Below are 20,552 nucleotides of genomic sequence, written 5' to 3' on the forward strand. Positions count from 1 at the left end.
CTGACACTGAGAGGCCAGCATGGATCAGCGACGGGAGTCCCTCGCGCTTTGGGCCGCAGAAAATATCCTGCGCCTGACCGGTATTGAAGCCGGCAATCAACTGGAAGTGGTATCGGGTGACGCCAGCTTCCGCCGCTATTTCCGCTTACGTCATCAGGACAGGCACTGGATCTGTGTTGATGCCCCGGCAGACAAAGAAGATAACCCAAGGTTTGTGCGCATCGCACAGGCCTGGCGCTCGGGTGGTGTACACGTTCCTGAGGTTCTGGCTACGGACTACGCGCAGGGCTTTATGTTGCTGGAAGACTTTGGTGATTGCCTTCTGTGGCCCGCCTTACACGCCGATGAGAGCAGCGAAGCGACAGTTGCCGAGCTCTACCAGCGAGCCATTCAGGAACTGTTCAGTATCCAGTCGCTGAACGGCGGAGATCTCCCACTGTACGACCGGGCTCTGCTGGAGCAGGAATGTAACCTCTTTATCGACTGGTTATGCGATAAACAGCTGTCGCTTGATCTCAAGGCAGACGACCGTCGTGTGCTGGAAGGTTTCCGGGAAGTGCTGGTGGCTAACGCCCTGTCGCAGCCTCAGGTTGCTGTGCACCGCGATTATCACTCCCGCAATCTTATGTTGTGTGACGATGGACGTATCGGGGTCATTGATTTTCAGGACGCTGTGAAAGGTCCGGCGACTTACGATCTGGTGTCTTTGTTGCGTGACTGTTACGTCCGTTGGCCTGCCCATCTGGTTGAAGAGTTGGCTGTCCGCTATTGGAAACAGGCAAGAAAGCTCGGTATCTGGCCGGGCGATTGGGAAGATTTTCACCGTGCATTTGATTTCATGGGGATGCAGAGGCACATGAAAGCGGCGGGCATTTTCGCGCGACTGAATCTGCGCGATGGCAAGCCGGTGTATCTTGATAGCATACCTAACACCTGTCAGTACCTGCGCGACGTGGCAGGGCGTTATCCGGAACTGGACGAGTTTGTGCGCTGGTACGATCAACGTTTTGCTCCTGCGCTCCCGGGCCTGAATCAATGAAAGCAATGATTCTTGCTGCCGGTCGCGGTACCCGGATGGCTCCCCTGACAGATCATTGTCCTAAACCACTGATCCCACTCTCTGGTAAGCCTTTGATTATTCATCACCTGGAGAAACTCAGCGCAGCTGGCTTTCGCGAGGTTGTGATCAATCATGCTTGGCTCGGAGAACAGATCGAAGAGGCGCTCGGCGACGGCAGTACCTGGGGGCTCAGAATATGTTATTCGGCCGAAACGGAAGCTCTGGAGACCGGCGGGGGAGTGCATAAAGCGTTACCTCTGCTGGGTGATGCTCCCTTTCTTCTTATTAACGGTGATGTCTGGACGGACTGGGATTATCAGTCAGCACTCAATACTGAGCTCGGACACGCACTGGCACACCTCTGGTTAGCGGATAATCCGGATCATAATCCAGAGGGGGATTTTGCCCTCGAAGCCGGGCAGGTTGTTGATCGCCGGGCAATGACGTTCAGTGGCATCAGTGTACTCAGTCCGGAGCTCTGGAAAGGGGCGTCTGCCGGAGCGTATCCTCTGGCGCCTATGCTGCGTCAGGCCATGGCACAAGAACGGGTGACCGGCGAGCCGCTGAATGCGGACTGGGTTGATGTTGGTACGCCTCAGCGTCTGGCGGCGCTTGAGGTGCGGTTACAGGCAGGCTGAAGATGAAACCCTTGTCAGATTCTAACCGTCAGTGGACGGGTAAAGCGGTTGGAGCCGGCCTTGGTTTTCTCGGGGGCGGGCCATTCGGGCTAATCGTTGGAGCTATTGCCGGACACCTGTTCGACAGAGTCATTGAAAAAAGTCGGCAGGGTGAACGTGGCAGTCTGGCGCAGGAGCATATCAGTGCGCTTTTCCGGATCATGGGGCATCTGGCGAAAGCCGACGGGCGGATCTCGGAAGCCGAAATCGAGGCGGCCGGGAAAATAATGGATGGCCTGAACCTGAACGGTGAGCGCCGTCAGATGGCCATTGCGTTGTTTGGTCAGGGAAAGCAGGCCGACTATCGGCTGAAACCTGATGTCGATCGCCTTGAAGCTACCTTGCCGGTAGCGCAGCATGAGGGTTTTATTGAGCTGCTGCTCCAGGTTGCCTATGCAGACGGAAAGCTGCAGCGTGCAGAGAAAAAGATCCTGCGGGCTCTGACTGATGCGTTTGATATCCCCCCTTATCGGTTCTTCTGGCTGAAGCAGAGGGTTAAGGGAGAGAAAGGCTGGAGTGGGCTGGCGCCAAAAACGGAAAAAGCCCGGAAGCAGAAGGTCAGGATGCCTATCATCAGTCGGGATCTCAGACGGGCGTATTCTGTTCTTGGGCTTCAGCCGGAAGCCACTGATGACGAGCTGAAAAAGGCATATCGTCGTCTGATGAGTGAATATCACCCCGACAAGCTTCAGGCGCGGAGGGCTTCTGAAGCAGAAATGAAGAGTGCGAAAGAAAAGGCTCAGCAGATCCAGAACGCCTACAACCTGATCCGCAAACAGCGTGCTAGTGGTCGTTAACCCGGCCACGTAGCGACTTGATCTGACCGCGTTGGGTCTTTGTATCCACCCGTCGCTTCTGAGACGCACGGGTCGGGCGCGTAGCTACCCGGGGCTTATCGCGATGCAGTCCCTGTCGGATAAAGCGAGCCAGACGCAGCAGTGCATCCTCGCGGTTCTTCTCCTGAGTCCTGAACTGTTGGGCTTTTATTACCAGGCAGCCGTCTTTTGTCAGACGCTGGTCGTCGCTGGCGAGCAGCCTTTCCCGTAACTCGTCAGAAATCTGGGGGCAGTTAAGGTTAAAACGGAGGTGAATGGCCGACGATACCTTGTTGACGTTCTGGCCACCGGCGCCCTGAGCCCGGATCGCTTTCAGCTCAATGTATTGCCATGGGATGATCAGTTGGTTGCTGATCCTGAGTCCTGCTTCATTCATCATGAGGCTACCTTAACATCTGCCAGGTAGAAGGCAATTGCGTGAAAATGGCAGTATGCACCGGCAATTACAAATACGTGCCAGATCTCATGAAAACCCACCCAGCGAGGCCAGGGGTTGGGCCATTTGAGCGCGTAGACGACCGCGCCAGCGCTGTAGGCGACACCGCCATAGAAAACCCACTTAAGTGCGCCATACGGTACGTGTTCCATGGCCGGGCTGTAGGCAAACACAATCAGCCAGCCCATCCCGAGATAGATAACAGTGGATAACCATCGAGGAGCGGTTATCCAGAACACCTTCAGAGCCACACCTGCCAGGGCCAGACTCCAGACGCTGGCAAATAAAATCCAGCCGGTCGTACCATGGAGAGGAATCAGGCAGAATGGCGTATAAGTGCCTGCGATCAGAAGAAAAATTGCAATGTGATCGATGCGTTTCAGCCAGAGAATGACCGGCTCAGGAGCATGAATCAGGTGATACAGGCTGCTGGCAGAGAACATCAGCAGCAGTGTTGTACCAAAGATGCTGAAGGCCACCATATGCCAGATATCACCGTGCACGGCGGCCTGAGCGACCAGTATGCAAAGGGCTACGATAGCGAACAGAGCGCCAGCCAGGTGGCTGAGGCCACTGACGGGGTCACGGAAAACTGAGTGCACGTCGGACACCACACAGATAAAACAATACCTTACGCTATGCTTGATACAGAAGAAACCTCAGTTCAGGAGCGGGCGGTGACCCGCTGGTGGCTGTATCTGATTGAGACCCGGCTTGGCCAGCTCTACTGTGGCATTACGACGGATGTTGAGCGCCGGCTGGCAGAGCATAGCGCCGGGCGGGGGGCAAAGTTTCTCCGGGGGAAGAGTCCGTTGAATCTCCGCTTTTCACTGGAGCTGGGAGATAAGAGCACAGCACTGCGCGCAGAGATTCGGGTAAAGCGCCTGACACGGAGAGAGAAAGACCGGCTGATTCGCGGTGATGTGGCCATTTTAAGGAAAATTCAGGCCACATGACCTGAACTGTAACAATTCCCTGTCACATTACTGTCTTACTAACGTCACAGATTGACCATTATTTACGCCACTGGCGGCATCTGCGATTAAAATTTATCCGGGCTGCAGGTATGATGGTCCACCGATACACGGACAGATACTAATAATATGTTGCGCGCTACATGGGCTGCGAAGTGGTACCTCATACTGGGGCTGCTGGCCTTTCTGATTATTCTGCTGGTGAATACTCCGATTCATTTTGTCTGGCAGTACGTTGAACGTTCGGCGTCCGGGCTGCCTGTGCGCATTTCACAACCCGCGGGTACTCTCTGGGATGGACAGGCCCGTCTGATGACTCCTCAGTCCGGAAATATTGATGTTCACTGGACGTTATCTCCTTTGTCTCTTCTGACCGGCACGGCTGCTCTGAATCTGGTTGCGAGTGGAGAACATCTGAACCTGGAAGGTGAAGCCCGCGCAGGTGGGATCTTCTCAGGGGGGCTGCCCGAAACAATCGCCGTATCAGGCCTCTCCGGGTTCCTTGATGGTGAGGGGTTGTCTCCTTACCTGATGTCTGTCCAGACGACTCTGACAGGCGACTTTACGCTGAGTGGCGTGAATGCGGATTTCTCGCTGGCAGACAAATCGCTGAATTCAGCCTCGGGCCAGCTGGTGTATTCAGGTGGGCGTCTTGAAGCGCCGGTTCAGCGTCAACGGATATCGACAGATCTGCCTATGTTGATCGCTGATGTCGTGACCGAAGGTGACAGATTTCTGGTACCCGTTAAAACGGAAGAAGGCCAGCCCCTGGGCGAGTTGTTCCTGCAGAACGATGGATGGGGTGGCGTCAGCGTTCTTAAGCGTGCACTGGATGTCGTAGGCCAGCCTTGGCCGGATAAGCAGGCTACGGCGGATACCGTTGTCTTTGAAGTGTCACAGAAGATTCTATAATCTGAGCGTTTTTTATCAGGACTATTAAGTGAGTGAGCAGACCCCGGTAATCCTGCCCTGGCAGAAGTGGACACTACGTTTAGGCCGCGTTGTATTGACGCTGGTGGTAGCGTGGCTGCTTGCCCACATCGTCTGGATGCTGGTGGCTCCAGAGCCTGTTTACCTGCCCGAACCGGCGCGTGGCGGTAATCAGCCTGCGGCCGTGGCTACTCTGAGCTCCGCCAGCGTTCATCTGTTTGGTGAGGTGGGGGTCGAACCCGTACAGGCCGTTCAGGAAGTTGATGCGCCAGATACCCGGCTGCGCCTGGAACTGCTGGGGGTTATGCAGGCGAGTATTCCTGAGGTGTCGAGTGCGATCATCGCTCAGAAAGGTGGTACAGGCGAGTTTTACCGCGTCGGTGATGTGATTCAGGGGCGTACTAAGCTTGCCAGTGTGTTTGTCGATAAAGTGTTACTGGATACCGCAGGTAAGCTGGAAACACTGAAGTTTGAGGAGTTTTCCAGTCGCGGAGTCGGCGTGTCTGCGTCAGCAAGAGATGAGCCCGACCCACGGGATGTCCGGGATGCAAAAGTTTCGAGCCTGCGCGACAGGTTCAGCCGCATCCGCAGACCGTCTGATTTTATGAGCATCGCCAGTGACGCCGCTCAGCAGAATCCGGAAGAGGTCATCATGGGATTGGGGCTTGAGCCCATTGGTGTTGGTGAAGGTTATGCCGTGACCCCGGGGTCCGTTCTGCTACAGGCAGGAATGAAGCCCGGTGACGTGCTGCTGTCAGTGAACGGACAGTCGCTGGGGGATTCAGGCAGTGATCAGGCGCTTCTGCAGCAGGTCATGTCAGAAGGCCGGGCACAGATCGAAGTACAGCGTGGTAACAGCCGCTTTATGATTAATCAGAGTTTTGGAGCACAGAATTAATGTTGTTCAGACGTTGGATACTGGCGCTGGTACTGACTTTCAGTACGGTAGCGCCGCTGCACGCTGAAGACAGTTGGCAGATTAACCTGAAAGACGCAGATATTGAGGCGTTTATCAGTCAGGTGGCTGACATCACGGGTAAGAGTTTCGTACTGGATCCCCGCGTAAAAGGAAAGGTCAGCGTACTGTCGAGCGAGCCAATGAATCAGGAAGGAGTGTATGAACTCTTCCTGTCCGTGTTGCAGATTCACGGTCTGGCAGCGGTCCCGGCGGGCGATGTCACTCTGATCATTCAGCAGAACGATGTTAAGCAGGCGGGGCGTAGTCTCGACGACAAGGCGGCGATTGACAGTCAGGAGCTGCTGACCAAGGTCATCATGATCAAGAATACGCCAGCGCTGGATCTGGTGCCTATTCTGCGTCCTCTGGTGGCTAAGTACGGTCATCTGGCCGGTGTGAAGTCTGCTAATGCGCTGATCATCTCTGATCACAGCATCAACATTAACCGAATCGAAGAAATCATTGATCGCTTGGACCGCTCTGGCTCAGAAGAGCTTGAGGTCGTGCAACTGAAAGAAGCCTGGGTTGGTAATGTAGTAACTATGCTTCAGAGCCTCGACCCTTCAAAGGTGTCGCAGGGCAATGCCGATGATAACGCTACCTCAGGCAGTATCCGTGTGGTCGCTGACGAGCGCAGTAACCGACTGATTATCAAAGGCGAAAAGACCGCCCGGGAACGTATCCGTAAACTGATTGAGCAGCTCGATCAGCCTTCCTACTTCAGTGGCAGCGCTCAGGTGATCCGTCTGCAGTATGCCAACGCAGAAAAACTTGCCGAGATGCTGAAGAGTCTTATGAGCGAAGGGACTGCGGGCAAAGATGAAGCGCAGGTGAAAGGCAATGTAGGCATCCATGCGGATACCGAGCTGAATGCGCTGGTAGTTCGCGCCGAGCCTTCCGTCATGAAAGAGATTCAGGAGCTTGTTGGCTCACTGGATGTACGTCGTGCACAGGTGCTGATTGAGTCGGCCATTGTCGAAGTGACGGGTGATGTGACGCAGGCCCTGGGGGTTCAGTGGGCGAAGGGTGACCTGGATGCGCCGGTTGCAGGCACGAATTTCAGTAATGCTGGCCCGTCGTTAGCGAGTATTGCAACTGGCGTTGCCAGTGGTGATTACAGCAGCGCAGTAGGGAGCGGTCTCACCCTTGGTGGTTTCGCAGAATCCGGCGGTGACGTCGATTTCGGCGTCGTTATCCAGGCTCTGAAAAGCAACACGGCGACGAATCTGTTATCAACGCCAAGTATCATGACGCTTGATAACCAGGAAGCTGAGATTATTGTGGGTCAGAACGTACCTTTTGTTACGGGCTCCACCGCGTCCAGCAGTAACAGCAACCCCTTCACCACCATTACCCGTGAAGACGTCGGTGTGACACTGAAAGTGATTCCTCACATTCATGACGGTGAGGCGATCCGCCTTGAGGTGGAGGCAACCGCTGAATCTGTGTCATCGACGACAGTGTCCGGAAGTGCTGACCTCATCACCAACAAGCGTTCGATCAAAACGATGATTCTGTCTGAAAACGAAGAAACGATTGTTCTGGGTGGTCTGATCCGGGATGACGTTCGTGAAGTCGTTTCTAAGGTGCCTCTGCTGGGAGATATTCCACTGCTGGGCTGGCTGTTCCGTTCCAAGAGCGTGGAGTCGGTTAAGAGCAACCTGATGGTATTCCTGCGTCCGACGATCGTCAGTGATGCTGGTGTTGCACGTAATCTGACGCAGGAAAAGTTTGACGGTATCTGGGAATTCACTCTCTCGGGCGAGCTGGCTGAAGAAGATAAATCCGTACAGATGAACAACCTGTTTAAGGGACTGCCTCTTAAACGATAAGCTCTGCTTAGCGGGCCAGAAGCAACGGATTCAGGCCCGCTTGTCTCATCAGATCGCACAGCCCGATCAGTGGAAGCCCGATAAGGCTGTTGGCGTCTCTACCTTCCAATGCAGAAAACAGATTGATCCCCAATCCTTCGACTTTGAAACTACCAGCGCAATCTAACGGCTGTTCAATGTTTATGTAGTGTCTCAGTTCTTCATCCGTCAGCGTTCTGAAATGCACATGAAAAGGCTCCACCATCTGGTATTGTGCACCTGTCTGGCTGTTGTACAGGCACAGGCCTGTCAGAAACGTAACACGCCTTCCCTGAACGGATCTGAGTTGCTCTAACGCTTTTTCGCTGGTGCCGGGTTTTCCTGTGATTTTGCCATCGAGCAGACAGGTCTGGTCACTTCCGATGATCCAGTGACTGGGATAAACAGTCGATAGTGCCCGGGCTTTTTCAGCGGCGAGCCGGTTCACGTAGTCTTCGGCGGTTTCTTCCCTGAGTGGGGTTTCGTCAATGTCCGGCGAGGCCTGAGAAAACTCCAGCTGGAGTTGCTTTAACAGGGCCGCGCGATATCGCGAACCTGATGCGAGTACAAGTGGAAGCGTCATAATCTGTATCCATAAAAAAAGGGGCCGGAGCCCCTTTTTCTGACTGAACTGGTCTGAACTTACTTAGCGAAGTTTTCGTTTGCGAAGTCCCAGTTAACCAGTGCCCAGAAACCTTTCAGGTAGTCTGGACGTACGTTGCGGTAATCGATGTAGTAAGCGTGCTCCCACAGATCCACAGTGATCAGAGGAGTCAGGCCTTCAGTGATTGGAGTCGCAGCGTTGGACGTGTTTACGATATCGAGAGTACCGTCAGCTTTCTTAACCAACCAGGTCCAGCTTGAACCGAAGTTGTTCACTGCCATGTCATTGAACTTGGCCTGGAAGTCAGCGAAAGAACCGAAAGCAGCGTTGATGGCATCTGCAACAGCACCAGTAGGCTCGCCACCGCCGTTAGGGCTCAGGCTGTTCCAGTAGAAAGTGTGGTTCCAGATCTGCGCCGCGTTGTTGAACACACCGCCGGAAGAAGTCTTGATGATGTCTTCCAGGCTCTTACCTTCAAATTCGGTACCGCCGATCAGGCCGTTCAGTTTCTGAACGTAGGTGTTGTGGTGCTTGCCGTGGTGGAAATCCAGAGTTTCTGCAGAAATATGTGGTTCCAGTGCATTCTTTTCGTAAGGCAGTGCAGGAAGTTCAAATGCCATGGTCTCTCTCCATTTTTTGGTCGGTGTGCTTCGGTTTCAGAGTGCGGGTTGTTTTCAACCCCTGGGCACTGATATGCGGCCGTTGATCAGAATTTCAAGCCACAAATGTCATATACAGGGTGAAATAAGCGCCCGGTATGCCGGGGATAATAGCACTGGTGGTCCCGGTGGGCTATTGCTCCATAACCTCATGTTTTATCGGGATTTTTCTATTAACAAATCATACAAAAGTGCTAACTGGTAGACATTTTGTGACGGCAGTGGTTCCCTGTCTGCGCCTGGGTGCGTTACTTTCAGGCGCGCGAGCTTGCCAAAAGCGCCATTTCGCTGAACCATAGCGAGTGCAGATTAAAAACAATTAAGGCAGGCAGAATCAGTTTTCCGGGGGGATTATGGAACAGGACCAGCAATTACCAAAGATGAAGCCATCTGAAGAAGACATCGCGATGCGCCAGCAGCAGTTGCGCCGTCAGGCTCAGCAGCGTCTGGCACAGGCCGGAGCTGCACAGAAGGCGACTCAGGGCGCTCAGTCGGTGCCGCCACAGACTCAGTATCAGCCAGCCCCGGCAAAACCTGCAGGTGGAGCAAACAATACGCTCGGAATTCTTGCCTTAGTCGCAGCACTGACCGGCTTGGGTGGTGCCGGATATATGTATACTGAGCTGCAGAAATCAGGACAGGCGTTAGCCCAGGCTCAGACACAGCTTCAGCAACAGGAAACACAGATTAACGCACTGACTGACAAACTCTCTGTAAATGGTGAGAATGCCAACCTGTCGGTGGATGCTCTGAAAGTGCTTCTGCGGGAACAGGACAACGAAATTCGTAAGCTCTGGGATCTGGCTAATAAAAAGAATCGTTCGGATATTGATAAGAACAGCAGTCAGATTGGCAAACTGAATGCCAGCGTGAAGTCGGTCAGTGCGAAAGCGGACGAAGCCGCAGCTCTCTCTGCCACGGTGAGCGCGCTTAAAAGTACTGATACCACTCTGAAAGGTCAGATTACAGAGCTTCAGTCGGCGGTGGATTCAATTCCTGCTCAGACTGAGTTAGCTATTGCACAGAATAAAGAGTCGATTGAACTACTCGATGGCAGTGTTCAGTCTCTTCGTCAGACGGTAGAGAGCATGCGTTCTACAGGCGGTTACGGTGATCTGGCGGATATGAAACTAGAGCTTGAAGATATTCAGATCCGGCTTGATCGTATCCAGAATGCGATGGGTGGCTCTGCTCCATGACAATGCCTGATAGCTGGCTGCAGGCGATTGCGCAGCCAGCGCTTTCAGTGACTTCACCCTTTACCTTGCGCCTCACTCTGGCGCGCCTGATTCGCTCTTCCCAGTCTGCCGGCGCGGCAATTCAGACCGGCCTGCGCGCCGACACGCCGGCCACTGCCTTTCTGGCGGGATATCAGTGTGCTATGCGCTTTATAGATCCGGCACTCGAACCGGAACAGTGGGGGGCTTTCTGTGTATCTGAAAAAGGGCTGGGTTCCCTGAGTAATATGCAGACAACCTACGATCGTGAAACGTCATTGATTACCGGTGTTAAAAGCCATGCGATGCTCGCCAGATCGGTGATTGACTGGTTCTATGTGGTTGCCAGAGACAGCGCTTCCGGCGATCTGGTATGTGTACGTTGCCGCCGCGACGCTCAGGGAACTGAAGCCGGTCCGGATCCGGTTAATCAGGCATTTGTACCTGAGGTTCCTCATAATAGTGTCAGTTTCGGGCAGGTTCGTGCTGATGATGCGTTTCTCGTTGATGATGCGCACAACAGCCTGAACAAGCCGTTCCGTTTTCACGAAGACTACCTGTGTGCCCTTGCTATTGGGGGGTGGATGTTGCGTCAGGTCGTCAATCGGGAAACGGAAGCGGTAAGACACCTTGTTGCTACTCTGAGTGACGCAAAAGCGCTGTACCCTGCGAGGGCTTGTGGTTATACCGCAGAGTTGATGACTATGTTTGATGCGCTGGCTGCTGCAATTACTGGTGCAGCAAAGTTTCTGGCAGGAGAAGCTGCGTTACAGTGGCAACGCGACCGGGTGTTACTGGTGATGGGGGAGAAGGCGAGAGCTGTGCTGCGCCCGCGCCTGTTTCCTGATATCAGCGACTCTGAATCGTAATGTTGACGCCGTTGTAAGTCACTTCTTCCCGCGGGGCAGACTCAATCGGCGTGAAGCTGTTTCCGCGCAGGCGATCATTCAGTATCAGTCCGAAGTCATTCTCTTTCGGTAGTTCCTCACCAGATTCATTGTCTGGTTGTAACTCTTCAGGCTTTCCTGCAGCAGTTGCACCGAGAGAGAGAGTTTCGATGGCCGTGCTTTCCAGTTCATCATTCTGGAGCCGGGGAAACTGTATGCTCTGTGAGGTCGTCCGTTCATAACGGAGAGAATTGCTGTAATCGTAATGATGAGTCCGTGCCCGTGCTTCCTCAACGGCCGCATCCAGATCTTCAGAGTAGTAGTTGTCATTGCGCTTCTGCAGCTCAGACCCGGTCGCTGCCTTGCCATCGTTAGCAAGACAGTTAACGGAGAACAGCAGAGTGACAGGAAGAATCCATTCCTTCATGTGGACCTCAGTTATTAAATTTGGTCGTCACAGTAATGTTGTTGCCACGCACATTCCGGCTGACTGTCTCGCCATTGCTCGTGACGCTGCGGGATTCGCTGACAAAGAATGATCGCTTTTCCTTAACCTTCTCAGGTGCAGAAGGCTGAAGGTTTTCGTCGGTTTCAACGACTTCTTCATCTTCAGTCTGGTTGCCGAGTGCTACCTGGCGTACAGGACGGCTGGCTTCCTCAGCTGCCGCTTCACCGGCTGCGGTTGGTCCCATCGCTCCTTCGATGATCAGATTGTTCATCTCAGTGTTGAGCATTTTCGGTAAAGGGAAACTTTTTGATGTAGTACGGTTATACCACTCGTAGCCGACGTATTCCGCCTGACTAGGAAAGCGCTTCGCAGCCTCCACCGCTGTATCGATTTCGGGAGACATATAGGCGCGATTGGCTTCTTCCTGACTCAGATAGTCGGCCGCAACCGCCGGTGCTGACAGCACTGCAGCAATGAAAGGAATCAGGTACAGACTGCTCTTCATGTTACTCATCCTCTGTTACTGTTTCTTTTTGTTATTATGTGTAGAATAAAGATAGCACGATGGATACTTTCTGTACACTTTAGCCCGCTCAGGGCCTTGCGCCTGAGGCTGTCAGTAGTAACATTAACGATCCGGCGTTTTCCCGATATCCATCTCTGGGTGGCAGGACCATAATAATGATAAAAAGAGCGATCAAAATTCTGACTGGTGTTGCAGCCGCTGCAGTGATTGCAGGGTGCAGCAGTCTGCATATCTCAACTTTCGATAACTTCGGTTCGTACCCTAAGTGGCTGTTTGCTCCTAAGGGACAGTACTACAAGTCTGTAGGCTACCGCTGGGATTACGAAAAATATGCCCTTATCTACGTTTACCGTCCAGCGACAGAGTGGTCCATGGATGAAGTCGAAGCACCGAGCTTCAACGTCAACGGTGAGCGTCTGTTTAACTTCAAAGGCGGTGCGTACACCTGGTACGAAATGGAGCCGGGTACCTACGATATCGTTGTGCGCCGGGGCATCTTTGGTCTTGAGGGTATCGGCGACTTCGTGATCCGTAAGTACAGCGATTTCAGCCTGAATGTCGAGGCTGGCAAGGTGTACTACCTTCGTTACTCCGAAGTGGATCCTCAGAGCATGATTGTTAACTCTGATGGCAGTACCGCAGGCGATGGTCCTTTGCAGCTGGTTGGGCACAGTCTTGCCGTGAGCGAAATGACAGACACCAAACTGCATCACCACGGTCGTGAACTGATCCATGCCCGCAAAGAGAAGAAGAAAGATAAGCAGGACGATGAGACTGTTGTGGCTACTAAGGCCAGCAGTAACACTCAGGCTTCTGAGAAAGAGCCTGTACCTGAAGTCTTTTACGTGCCTGCAGACGAAGCAGAGGCGACAGAGGCTCCGGATGGCCTGAAAGCCAAGCCTCGTTCCCGCGAAGAAGAGTGGTGGCCGTTTTAACAAGCCGCCCGCTTGCGCTACAATCCGGTTATACCGTCAACGCCCACTGATGTGGGCGTTTTTACAACCGCTGCAGGCGAATTCACAGAGAGAAACCACCATGACCGTGATCAAGCAAGACGATCTTATCCAGAGCGTCGCTGATGCGTTGCAGTACATTTCGTACTATCACCCAAAAGACTTTATCGATGCCGTTCACGACGCTTACCAGCGTGAAGAATCTAAGGCAGCGAAAGACGCCATGGCTCAGATTCTGATCAACTCCCGTATGTGTGCCATGGGCCACCGTCCTATCTGTCAGGACACCGGGATCGTGACTGTCTTCCTGACCATCGGTATGGATGTGAAGTTTGAAGGCGATATGAGTGTCGAAGACATGTGTAACGAAGGTGTTCGTCGCGCATACACTCATCCTGACAACGTTCTGCGTGCCTCTGTTCTCGCAGACCCGGACGGTAAACGGGCCAACACCAAAGACAACACACCTGCCATTATTCATATGAAACTGGTTCCGGGGAACACAGTGGATGTTCACGTGGCTGCAAAAGGTGGTGGCTCTGAAGCGAAGTCGAAATTCGCGATGCTGAACCCATCCGACTCCATCGTCGACTGGGTACTTGAGCAGGTGCCTAAGATGGGTGCTGGATGGTGCCCACCAGGCATGCTGGGTATAGGCATCGGCGGTACCGCAGAAAAAGCGATGATGCTGGCTAAAGAAGCACTGCTCGAGCCGATCAACATTCAGGAACTGCAGGAACGCGGTGCTCAGAATCGTTCTGAAGAACTGCGTCTTGAGCTGTTCGAAAAGGTCAATAAGCTGGGTATCGGTGCCCAGGGCCTGGGTGGTCTGACTACTGTGCTTGACATTAAAGTCGCTGATTACCCAACTCACGCGGCCAATAAACCTGTGGCTATCATCCCTAACTGTGCCGCGACCCGTCATACGCACTTTGTGCTGGATGGTTCTGGTCCAGCAGCGTTGAAAGCGCCGAAGGTTGAAGACTGGCCAGAGATTACCTGGGAAGTGGGAGACAGTGTACGTCGCGTGAATCTGGATACCGTAACGCCAGAAGACGTTAAAGACTGGAAGACCGGTGAAACCATCCTGCTGTCAGGCAAAATGCTGACGGGCCGTGACGCCGCACACAAGCGTATGGTCGATATGATTTCCAAGGGCGAAGAGCTGCCGGTGGATCTCAAAGGGCGCTTTATCTACTACGTAGGTCCGGTAGATCCGGTACGTGAAGAGGTTGTGGGTCCGGCAGGTCCGACCACCGCTACCCGTATGGATAAGTTCACCCGTACGGTACTGGAAGAAACTGGTCTGCTTGGCATGATTGGTAAGTCCGAGCGCGGAGACATTGCGATTGAAGCGATCAAGGACAACGAAGCTGTTTACCTGATGGCAGTTGGTGGCGCGGCTTATCTGGTGTCGCAGGCGATCAAAGGTGCGAAAGTTGTCGGCTTTGATGATCTCGGTATGGAAGCGATCTACGAGTTCGAAGTTGAGGATATGCCTGTTACCGTGGCCGTGGATACCAAAGGCGAATCAGTCCACAAGACGGGGCCGCAGACCTGGTACGCTAAGATCAACGCGACTGAAGTGTGATCGATTGAACAGAAAGGGGCTCAGGCCCCTTTTTTTGTGTCGGTAGGTTGTTTCTGACCATCCGTTATCTGGGGGAGAAGACATGGCTGTTTTGACTGGTGATAGTTTAACGGGGGCGCTGGCGTCGTTACATTCCGACTGGAAACCTGTTCAGGTTGACGGCTGCGACGCCTTGCAGAGGCAGTGGAGCTTTAAGGATTTCAGTTCAGCGTTCGCTCTGGCGACCCGTATAGCATTGTTGTCTGAAGCGAATGATCACCACCCTCTGATTGAGGTGGCTTGGGGTAGCCTCTCTGTTTCCTGGTGGACCCACTCTGAGGGAGGAGTCACGCAGGCTGATATCGCAATGGCGGCAAAATGCGACAAGTTTTGATTTGGGAGGATATTACTATCTGACACAAAAAACCGCCTCTCTGACGCTCCACGTAGTGTTTAGCGTCATTAATACTGAGATCAAACGTTCATTTTATTTTTTGTCCCGATTCATTCCTTTTTGTGTCAGCTTGCTGGCATTTATTTTCTTATAAACGAAATATTTTTGACGTCTCCTTTCGCCGCTCTCTTTTACTCTTCCTGATTCCGCTTCTCAGTTATCCCGTCGCCGGGTAAAGGGCGCTGGCTGATCTATGCTCTGTGTATTGATTTTTATCGTCATTACAGGGTTTTTCACATGCGGCGTTTGCTGATTTTATTTTCGATTTTTGCCTCGAGCGTACAGGCGAGTGGTGATGAAGAGCTTCCAGGGCTGCAGGCGCCGGAAGAGCGCTCATCCATGTATACCGGCTTCACTCAGCTACTGGATGACGATAAAACCCTGGTGAAAGAAGAGTTGATTGATCTTCCTGAAGAAATCAGCCGCCTTGCGCTTTATCACAACGGTGATCGTCTGCATCGTCAGATACCTAAGCAGGTTCATATGATGATCGAGAACAAGATCATGAACCGGATACTTGAGAGCGGGCGCTTTGAGGTCATTCAATGTCTGGAATGCCGTAAAACTCAGGTAGCGATGAAGGCTGATCAGCTGAAAATATCTCACGTCGCGGAAGACAACCAGGCGTTGCGCTCTCTGGGCAAGAAAGTCCGGGCTGACGCCTTTCTGTTCTGGAATGCTTCAGTACACCAGAATAAATTCACAATTAATCTTCAGCTCGTTGATGCAAAAGACAACAAACTTCTCTGGCTGAAAGAGTATTCGAAACGCACGACGCTTGAAGAAGAAGTTGAAGGCTTTGACAGTGTGACGTACGAACTTACTGTCGGCGCCTGGGGCGTTAGCGCAGAGCGGGCAAGCACCACCGAAGCTGCAGATGAAGATGTCCGGGGAATTACCGTCTTTGGCCTTCGCCGTCGCGAGACGACCAGCCTGGATGACAGCATTGAATACACCCTGGCATTTGAGTACTTCACGAACTTTTCGAATCGCGATTATTTTGACGTATCCGGGGTAAATCTCGAAGGGCGGATTATTGCTGACATCCCAAGCATGGATAAGTTGATTGATACCAAGGTCTATCTCGGGCTTGGTCAGGCGTTTTACAACGACACCAACTCTTTAATTTTCCGTTTCGGTTTTGAATTTCCATTCTTTAAAGACGGCTTTGTGGATTACGGCGTCACATATATTCCTGAGAGTACAGCGCGCTGGCTGGACGCTGAAGGGTATGAAAATACCGGTAAATTCGGTGGGTCGAGCTATGACCTGACACTTGGTCTGCGTTTCTAGGAGTGGTTATGAAGCAGCGTATCGTACTTATTTCAGTTCTCGCAGCGATGGTCGTCACTACTGGCTGCAGTCATGTCAGAGAGAACCGCATGGTCAAAGGCTATAACGGCAGCGCATGGGTCGATCCGGGCACTCCCAAAGTGGCCGATGACATTCCTGATGTTACAGAGTCTCCCCTCGAGCGGATTGCTGAGCAGGCTAAGAAGCAGCATGGCCTGATGCATATCCACCGCTACGGGGAAGGCTACGACATCCTGTTGACTCTGGATGCCGGTGACAGTGATGTTCAGTTTGTAATGGACCTCCCCCGCAGTGCAGCAGAACAGGCGGACGATGCACAGCCTGTGTCTGAGGAAGGTCCCTCCGCTGAAGACGTAGCAGCAGAGGAACAGGGCGAAGCCAGTGGTCGTATTTCTGATAAAGAGGTCGCGAAACTGGGGAAAGTCGAAAGCATGACCAAGCATGTTCTGAACGCTCAGAGTCTGTTCTATAAAAAGCAATACTGGGAGGCTCTGGACGAAACGAATGAAGCCATTCTCAAAGTTCCGGACAGTGCTCAGGCACATGCTCTTAAAGGCAGTATCTACTACAAAATGGGGCTGTTACCGGAAGCTAAAGCGAGCTGGGAAGAAGCCTTACGTCTTGATCCCGAGTTGGATCAGGTGAAAGCCAGCCTGGCACGCCTGCGTTGAGGGAGATGACTATGAAGTGGACAGTGTTGTTACTCTCTTTACTTGCGGCGTTTGCGCAGGCACAGGAGACGTTTGAAGTTCCTGTGAAAAAGGACGAAGTTGAAGAAGCCAGATTCAAAAGCGATATTGAAGCGCGACTGCGACAGGATATCGAATCTTATCTGGGTAATAATCGCTTTATTATCCAGGTCGACGCAGAAATTGAGCGTGCCCGTACAGTCGTTCGTGAAGAAGGTAAGCCTGCTGCCCCGGCGCAGAAGCCTGCCAGTCTCCCTCAGGCTCCACAGGTCAGCTCCCGGATTCAGGTGCCCGAACTTGCGCAGACAGAGCTGGATGGTTTTGAAGAATTGCCTGGCCTGCCGGTCAGTGAACTGCCATTGCTGAAAGAAAATCAGGAAAAGCTCAGACTCCTGCAATCACAGATGCGTCAGCTGGAGCAGGAACGTCAGGCGATTATCACTTACGCCGATGAATTAAAAAACGTTGCCCAGCAGCAACAGCAGCAGGGCGGAAGTGCGGCGAAAGATCCGGTCGAAAAAACGATCGGCTACCGGAACATCATTAAGAAATTGTCCATCACGTTGGTCGTGGATAAAACCCTTAAGGATGAGCAGACAGAATTTCTCCGTAATCTGGTGACCCGAAAAGCGCAGATTAATGAACTTCGGGGAGATACCCTGAGTATCGTCCGCACCGAGTTCAGTCATCTCAAAGACAAAGAGACACCGCTTACCTTCTGGGATGAATATAGCCCATGGTTATGGTTACTCTCCCTGCTACTGATCTGCCTGGTAATTATTCTTGCGTTTGTGGCTTTGTGGCGTCGCCTCAATCAGGCTGCGGCTCCTGCTGAGACATCCATGAAGAGCGCTGCAGTGGATGGTGGCAGCAGTAGCGTGTCCCATAACCTGGCCGAGAGTGAGCAGGCAGCACTTCGCTTCCGTATTAATGAATCCCGACAGAAACTGGTCAGTCGCGGCCTGTCTCAACCTCGCCGTTTTCAACAGGCGGTATCACAGGCTCTGGGCAGCGCTCAGGCCTTTGAGGTGGCTGCTTTGTCGGCCACGATGGGCAAAAGCCTGTTTGCCAGCCTGGCACCACACCTGACTCCTGCTGACTGGCAGCAGATTGATGACCTTCTGCGTGAAGGTCAGTGGGACGAAGCTCAGCTGTTTGAAGGGATGGAACAGTTTTCCCAGCGTCTGGAAAAACAACAGGATGACGCCAGCAATACGGCGCCTTTTGCTTTCCTGAATAAGCTCAACGATTCACAGGTTCTCTATCTGATCAAAGATGAAGACATCCGTATCAAAGCGCTTGTGATGTCGCAGTTACCTGCACAGCGTTCAGCCGACATTATTCTTCGCCTGGATGAAAAAGAACTCGCTGAAATTGCCTATGAAATCGGTCAGTTTGAGAGTCTCCCGGTGTCAGCATTTAAAGATGTGGCAGACCGGCTGGCTCGTGCGTCCCTGACTGTACCCTCCTTCGAAAATATTTCAGCCGACGGTCTGTCGGTTCTGATACGTATGCTCGACCGGATGACCACCAGTGAAGAGACACGGATGCTGAAGACACTCAAGGCAGAAAAACCCGAGACCTATTACCGGTTACGCCAGGTGTATTTTACCTTCGCAGATCTTATGCGAACGCCGGAGCGTATTATCTCAAACGAACTGCGTGAACTTGATCGTCAGGTACTGGTATGCGCATTGAGTAACACAGCCATTGAATTCAAGCGCTATATACTGAGTGCCCTGCCGCAGAAACTGCGTGCGGGTATCATCAGCGAACTCAAGGTGACAGAGGCCGATGTTTCGGTTGATCAGGTAGAAGAAGCGCGAAGGAAGGTTATACAGACCATGCGCGAAGTGATCCGTGCGGGACGCTTTTCAATGGATGAACTGACAGAAATCAAGCAGGGGTAAGTTGTCTATGTTCCGCTTTTCGTTCAGTACGTTGATTGGCTTCTGTGCCGGTATTGGTCTGTTCGCTTTTGCGATTGTCAGCTCGACAGAGAATCACGCAATTTTTATCAGCCTTTCAAGTTTTGCTCTGGTGTTTGGCAGCACGCTGGCTGCTTCTCTGATCAGCTACAACACGATGGATGTTCTGCGCGCAGTGCGCAGTATGGTGCATACATTTCTTCATCCGCCGACGTCTCAGCGCCATCTGAAAACACTGGTGCGCCGTTTCACAGACTGGACCGCACTGTATCGTCAGGGAGGCATTGCGGCACTGGAAGAAAACATGACGGCGGAAGAAAAAAAGGATGAGTTTTTCCGCGCGGGCGTTGAACTGATCAGCTCGGGATATAAGGGGCAGGATATCCGGATTATGCTCACCGACCAGATGGATGCGACCTGGCAACGTCACACACTTGAGTCGAAAGTGCTGAATACGATGGCGATCTACTCGCCGGGGTTCGGTATGGTCGGTACGATTGTTGGTCTGATCATTATGCTGGATAACCTCAACGGTGACATGGCAGGCCTGGGTAAAGGGCTGGCACTCGCGTTAATTACCACGCTCTACGGTGTTGTATTATCCAATCTGTTTTTTAAACCGGCTGCAAACCAGGTGACAGAGAAACAGGAAACCATGTATTTCCGCCATCAGCTGATTTCGGAAGGGTTTGTATTACTCGCTGAGAAGTGCGATGCCCTGTATATGCAGGACCGTCTGAATGCCTTCCTCAAGCCATCGGCACGCGAGCAGATGTTGTCGGAGGAAATCTGATGACTCATACCGTCCGCACCCGGGGGATACGTCGTCGCCGTCCCAACTACGATGACTCCTCCAGCTCCTGGCTGGTCACCTATTCAGACGCTATTACCCTGTTGCTGGCGTTTTTTGTGATGATTCTGTCTGTGTCTGATCTCAATCAGGGCAAAATCGAATCGTTAAAAGAAGGGCTCGCGGAAGTGATCTCTTCAGAGCGTCCATCAACGCCGTTCACTGATATCAAGCAGGGCCTCGACGACTACGTCGAACAGCATGGCTTACAGAATCAGGTGTCTGTGACACTGGACCCTAAGGGGATCTCTGTCGAATTTGCAAATGTTGCTCTCTACGATTCCGGCTCTGCGGATCTTAAGCCGGAATCGACACCACTCCTTCAGGAGCTGTCACGCGTTATCCGCGATGTCAGTAACGGTGCTCACATGATTGAAGTGGAAGGACACACTGATGATCTGCCAATTCACAATGAAAAGTTTCCCTCTAACTGGGAGCTGTCGGCGGCACGGGCAACCGGCATAGTGAAGTATCTGCTGGATTCCGGCATCGAAAAAGAACGTCTCAAAGCGTCTGGTTATGCCGACAGCCGCCCGAAAGAAGATATTGCGGAACTGCCGGTGAAAGAGCAGCGCGAAGCTAACCGGCGTGTTGTTGTGAGTGTGCGGCGGTACTGAATATCGATATAAATTACTACTTTTTGTCTTGGCCTGAATGAACCCTGTGAGCATGGGGTATCTGCCATCTGATTTTATGATTAATACTTAAGTATATGATTTTAAATTGTTTTTT

23 protein-coding genes are annotated in these 20,552 nt (G+C 52.6%); 17 read left to right on the top strand and 6 right to left on the bottom strand.

The window, feature by feature from the left end; all coding sequences use genetic code 11:
- Positions 1 to 19 precede the first annotated feature (19 nt).
- Genes Q1L85_RS08525 through djlA form a run of 3 tightly spaced genes read left to right on the top strand, consistent with a single transcriptional unit; the run spans position 20 to position 2,534 of the window.
- Entirely contained in the window at positions 20 to 1,039 is a 1,020-nt protein-coding gene (locus Q1L85_RS08525) for an aminoglycoside phosphotransferase family protein (RefSeq protein WP_300425519.1), read from the top strand.
- The gene (murU, locus tag Q1L85_RS08530; RefSeq protein ID WP_300432861.1) at positions 1,036 to 1,698 is read left to right on the top strand and encodes an N-acetylmuramate alpha-1-phosphate uridylyltransferase MurU; all 663 of its coding nucleotides are present in this window, start codon (positions 1,036 to 1,038) and stop codon (positions 1,696 to 1,698) included. Before Q1L85_RS08525 ends, murU begins: the two co-directional genes overlap by 4 nt.
- Before the next feature lie 2 nt (positions 1,699 to 1,700).
- Positions 1,701 to 2,534 carry a co-chaperone DjlA gene (gene djlA, locus Q1L85_RS08535; protein WP_300425522.1) on the top strand — a complete coding sequence of 278 codons (834 nt, stop codon included), beginning with the start codon at positions 1,701 to 1,703 and terminating at the stop codon, positions 2,532 to 2,534.
- Here the strand turns inward: djlA and arfB are convergent.
- Positions 2,521 to 2,952: an alternative ribosome rescue aminoacyl-tRNA hydrolase ArfB gene (arfB, locus tag Q1L85_RS08540; protein ID WP_300425524.1), complete on the bottom strand. Its 432-nt coding sequence runs from the start codon at positions 2,950 to 2,952 to the stop codon at positions 2,521 to 2,523. The two genes, djlA and arfB, sit on opposite strands and share 14 nt — an antisense overlap.
- Positions 2,949 to 3,611 carry a hemolysin III family protein gene (locus Q1L85_RS08545; RefSeq protein WP_300425525.1) on the bottom strand — a complete coding sequence of 221 codons (663 nt, stop codon included), beginning with the start codon at positions 3,609 to 3,611 and terminating at the stop codon, positions 2,949 to 2,951. Before Q1L85_RS08545 ends, arfB begins: the two co-directional genes overlap by 4 nt.
- Between Q1L85_RS08545 and Q1L85_RS08550 the strand changes: the two genes are divergently transcribed.
- The 4 genes from Q1L85_RS08550 to gspD all read left to right on the top strand — a co-directional run bounded on the left by Q1L85_RS08550 (position 3,606) and on the right by gspD (position 7,703).
- Positions 3,606 to 3,965, top strand: a complete 360-nt coding sequence (locus Q1L85_RS08550; RefSeq protein WP_300425527.1) for a GIY-YIG nuclease family protein — start codon at positions 3,606 to 3,608, stop codon at positions 3,963 to 3,965. The two genes, Q1L85_RS08545 and Q1L85_RS08550, sit on opposite strands and share 6 nt — an antisense overlap.
- Positions 3,966 to 4,112: 147 nt before the next feature.
- Positions 4,113 to 4,895, top strand: a complete 783-nt coding sequence (gene gspN / locus Q1L85_RS08555; RefSeq protein ID WP_300425529.1) for a type II secretion system protein N — start codon at positions 4,113 to 4,115, stop codon at positions 4,893 to 4,895.
- Positions 4,896 to 4,923: 28 nt separating this feature from the next.
- Positions 4,924 to 5,811 carry a type II secretion system protein N gene (locus Q1L85_RS08560; protein WP_300425530.1) on the top strand — a complete coding sequence of 296 codons (888 nt, stop codon included), beginning with the start codon at positions 4,924 to 4,926 and terminating at the stop codon, positions 5,809 to 5,811.
- Entirely contained in the window at positions 5,811 to 7,703 is a 1,893-nt protein-coding gene (gene gspD, locus Q1L85_RS08565) for a type II secretion system secretin GspD (RefSeq protein WP_300425532.1), read from the top strand. Before Q1L85_RS08560 ends, gspD begins: the two co-directional genes overlap by 1 nt.
- 7 nt (positions 7,704 to 7,710) lie before the next feature.
- On the opposite strand, the gene Q1L85_RS08570 is transcribed toward gspD, so the two are convergent.
- Positions 7,711 to 8,304 carry a nucleoside triphosphate pyrophosphatase gene (locus Q1L85_RS08570; protein WP_300425534.1) on the bottom strand — a complete coding sequence of 198 codons (594 nt, stop codon included), beginning with the start codon at positions 8,302 to 8,304 and terminating at the stop codon, positions 7,711 to 7,713.
- A gap of 59 nt (positions 8,305 to 8,363) precedes the next feature.
- Positions 8,364 to 8,945, bottom strand: coding sequence for a superoxide dismutase [Fe] (gene sodB, locus Q1L85_RS08575; protein ID WP_300425536.1), 582 nt, complete (start codon positions 8,943 to 8,945; stop codon positions 8,364 to 8,366).
- Positions 8,946 to 9,337: 392 nt separating this feature from the next.
- Between sodB and Q1L85_RS08580 the strand changes: the two genes are divergently transcribed.
- Positions 9,338 to 10,183: a hypothetical protein gene (locus tag Q1L85_RS08580; protein ID WP_300425538.1), complete on the top strand. Its 846-nt coding sequence runs from the start codon at positions 9,338 to 9,340 to the stop codon at positions 10,181 to 10,183.
- Entirely contained in the window at positions 10,180 to 11,070 is an 891-nt protein-coding gene (locus Q1L85_RS08585) for a hypothetical protein (protein ID WP_300425540.1), read from the top strand. Before Q1L85_RS08580 ends, Q1L85_RS08585 begins: the two co-directional genes overlap by 4 nt.
- Here Q1L85_RS08585 and Q1L85_RS08590 read toward each other — a convergent pair.
- Entirely contained in the window at positions 11,051 to 11,515 is a 465-nt protein-coding gene (locus tag Q1L85_RS08590) for a hypothetical protein (RefSeq protein WP_300425541.1), read from the bottom strand. The two genes, Q1L85_RS08585 and Q1L85_RS08590, sit on opposite strands and share 20 nt — an antisense overlap.
- A 7-nt stretch (positions 11,516 to 11,522) precedes the next feature.
- On the bottom strand, positions 11,523 to 12,041 hold the full coding sequence (locus tag Q1L85_RS08595) for a hypothetical protein (RefSeq protein ID WP_300425542.1): 519 nt from the start codon (positions 12,039 to 12,041) through the stop codon (positions 11,523 to 11,525).
- A 176-nt stretch (positions 12,042 to 12,217) separates the two neighbouring features.
- Here Q1L85_RS08595 and Q1L85_RS08600 point away from each other — a divergent pair, with 176 nt between their 5' ends.
- The 8 genes from Q1L85_RS08600 to Q1L85_RS08635 all read left to right on the top strand — a co-directional run bounded on the left by Q1L85_RS08600 (position 12,218) and on the right by Q1L85_RS08635 (position 20,437).
- Positions 12,218 to 12,997, top strand: coding sequence for a DUF2846 domain-containing protein (locus Q1L85_RS08600; protein ID WP_300425543.1), 780 nt, complete (start codon positions 12,218 to 12,220; stop codon positions 12,995 to 12,997).
- Between the two features lie 100 nt (positions 12,998 to 13,097).
- Positions 13,098 to 14,606, top strand: coding sequence for a fumarate hydratase (locus Q1L85_RS08605; protein ID WP_300425545.1), 1,509 nt, complete (start codon positions 13,098 to 13,100; stop codon positions 14,604 to 14,606).
- Positions 14,607 to 14,688: 82 nt separating this feature from the next.
- Positions 14,689 to 14,979 (top strand): 4a-hydroxytetrahydrobiopterin dehydratase, encoded by a 291-nt coding sequence (locus Q1L85_RS08610; RefSeq protein ID WP_300425547.1) that lies wholly within the window; start codon positions 14,689 to 14,691, stop codon positions 14,977 to 14,979.
- A gap of 297 nt (positions 14,980 to 15,276) precedes the next feature.
- A complete protein-coding gene (locus tag Q1L85_RS08615; protein WP_300425548.1) occupies positions 15,277 to 16,332 on the top strand; it encodes a hypothetical protein in 1,056 nt (351 codons plus the stop codon).
- Positions 16,333 to 16,340: 8 nt separating this feature from the next.
- Positions 16,341 to 17,024 (top strand): tetratricopeptide repeat protein, encoded by a 684-nt coding sequence (locus tag Q1L85_RS08620; protein ID WP_300425549.1) that lies wholly within the window; start codon positions 16,341 to 16,343, stop codon positions 17,022 to 17,024.
- Between the two features lie 11 nt (positions 17,025 to 17,035).
- A complete protein-coding gene (locus Q1L85_RS08625) occupies positions 17,036 to 18,952 on the top strand; it encodes a FliG C-terminal domain-containing protein (RefSeq protein ID WP_300425551.1) in 1,917 nt (638 codons plus the stop codon).
- Between the two features lie 7 nt (positions 18,953 to 18,959).
- Complete coding sequence (locus Q1L85_RS08630; protein ID WP_300425553.1) at positions 18,960 to 19,763, top strand: motility protein A; 804 nt, start codon at positions 18,960 to 18,962, stop codon at positions 19,761 to 19,763.
- Positions 19,763 to 20,437 (top strand): OmpA family protein, encoded by a 675-nt coding sequence (locus Q1L85_RS08635; RefSeq protein WP_300425554.1) that lies wholly within the window; start codon positions 19,763 to 19,765, stop codon positions 20,435 to 20,437. The genes Q1L85_RS08630 and Q1L85_RS08635 overlap by 1 nt, the downstream gene beginning before the upstream one ends.
- The last annotated feature ends 115 nt before the right edge of the window (positions 20,438 to 20,552 follow it).

Source organism: uncultured Thalassolituus sp., assembly GCF_950066645.1.
In the GTDB taxonomy this organism is placed as follows: domain Bacteria; phylum Pseudomonadota; class Gammaproteobacteria; order Pseudomonadales; family Oceanobacteraceae; genus Thalassolituus.

What these genes read in the sequence shown, in the direction of transcription:
- Q1L85_RS08525 (WP_300425519.1), top strand. Translation starts at nt 20, where the DNA reads ATGGATCAGCGACGGGAGTCCCTCGCGCTTTGGGCCGCAGAAAATATC.
- murU (WP_300432861.1), top strand. Translation starts at nt 1,036, where the DNA reads ATGAAAGCAATGATTCTTGCTGCCGGTCGCGGTACCCGGATGGCTCCC.
- djlA (WP_300425522.1), top strand. Translation starts at nt 1,701, where the DNA reads ATGAAACCCTTGTCAGATTCTAACCGTCAGTGGACGGGTAAAGCGGTT.
- arfB (WP_300425524.1), bottom strand. Translation starts at nt 2,952, where the DNA reads ATGATGAATGAAGCAGGACTCAGGATCAGCAACCAACTGATCATCCCA.
- gspN (WP_300425529.1), top strand. Translation starts at nt 4,113, where the DNA reads ATGTTGCGCGCTACATGGGCTGCGAAGTGGTACCTCATACTGGGGCTG.
- gspD (WP_300425532.1), top strand. Translation starts at nt 5,811, where the DNA reads ATGTTGTTCAGACGTTGGATACTGGCGCTGGTACTGACTTTCAGTACG.
- Q1L85_RS08570 (WP_300425534.1), bottom strand. Translation starts at nt 8,304, where the DNA reads ATGACGCTTCCACTTGTACTCGCATCAGGTTCGCGATATCGCGCGGCC.
- sodB (WP_300425536.1), bottom strand. Translation starts at nt 8,945, where the DNA reads ATGGCATTTGAACTTCCTGCACTGCCTTACGAAAAGAATGCACTGGAA.
- Q1L85_RS08580 (WP_300425538.1), top strand. Translation starts at nt 9,338, where the DNA reads ATGGAACAGGACCAGCAATTACCAAAGATGAAGCCATCTGAAGAAGAC.
- Q1L85_RS08585 (WP_300425540.1), top strand. Translation starts at nt 10,180, where the DNA reads ATGACAATGCCTGATAGCTGGCTGCAGGCGATTGCGCAGCCAGCGCTT.
- Q1L85_RS08590 (WP_300425541.1), bottom strand. Translation starts at nt 11,515, where the DNA reads ATGAAGGAATGGATTCTTCCTGTCACTCTGCTGTTCTCCGTTAACTGT.
- Q1L85_RS08595 (WP_300425542.1), bottom strand. Translation starts at nt 12,041, where the DNA reads ATGAAGAGCAGTCTGTACCTGATTCCTTTCATTGCTGCAGTGCTGTCA.
- Q1L85_RS08600 (WP_300425543.1), top strand. Translation starts at nt 12,218, where the DNA reads ATGATAAAAAGAGCGATCAAAATTCTGACTGGTGTTGCAGCCGCTGCA.
- Q1L85_RS08605 (WP_300425545.1), top strand. Translation starts at nt 13,098, where the DNA reads ATGACCGTGATCAAGCAAGACGATCTTATCCAGAGCGTCGCTGATGCG.
- Q1L85_RS08610 (WP_300425547.1), top strand. Translation starts at nt 14,689, where the DNA reads ATGGCTGTTTTGACTGGTGATAGTTTAACGGGGGCGCTGGCGTCGTTA.
- Q1L85_RS08615 (WP_300425548.1), top strand. Translation starts at nt 15,277, where the DNA reads ATGCGGCGTTTGCTGATTTTATTTTCGATTTTTGCCTCGAGCGTACAG.
- Q1L85_RS08620 (WP_300425549.1), top strand. Translation starts at nt 16,341, where the DNA reads ATGAAGCAGCGTATCGTACTTATTTCAGTTCTCGCAGCGATGGTCGTC.
- Q1L85_RS08625 (WP_300425551.1), top strand. Translation starts at nt 17,036, where the DNA reads ATGAAGTGGACAGTGTTGTTACTCTCTTTACTTGCGGCGTTTGCGCAG.
- Q1L85_RS08630 (WP_300425553.1), top strand. Translation starts at nt 18,960, where the DNA reads ATGTTCCGCTTTTCGTTCAGTACGTTGATTGGCTTCTGTGCCGGTATT.
- Q1L85_RS08635 (WP_300425554.1), top strand. Translation starts at nt 19,763, where the DNA reads ATGACTCATACCGTCCGCACCCGGGGGATACGTCGTCGCCGTCCCAAC.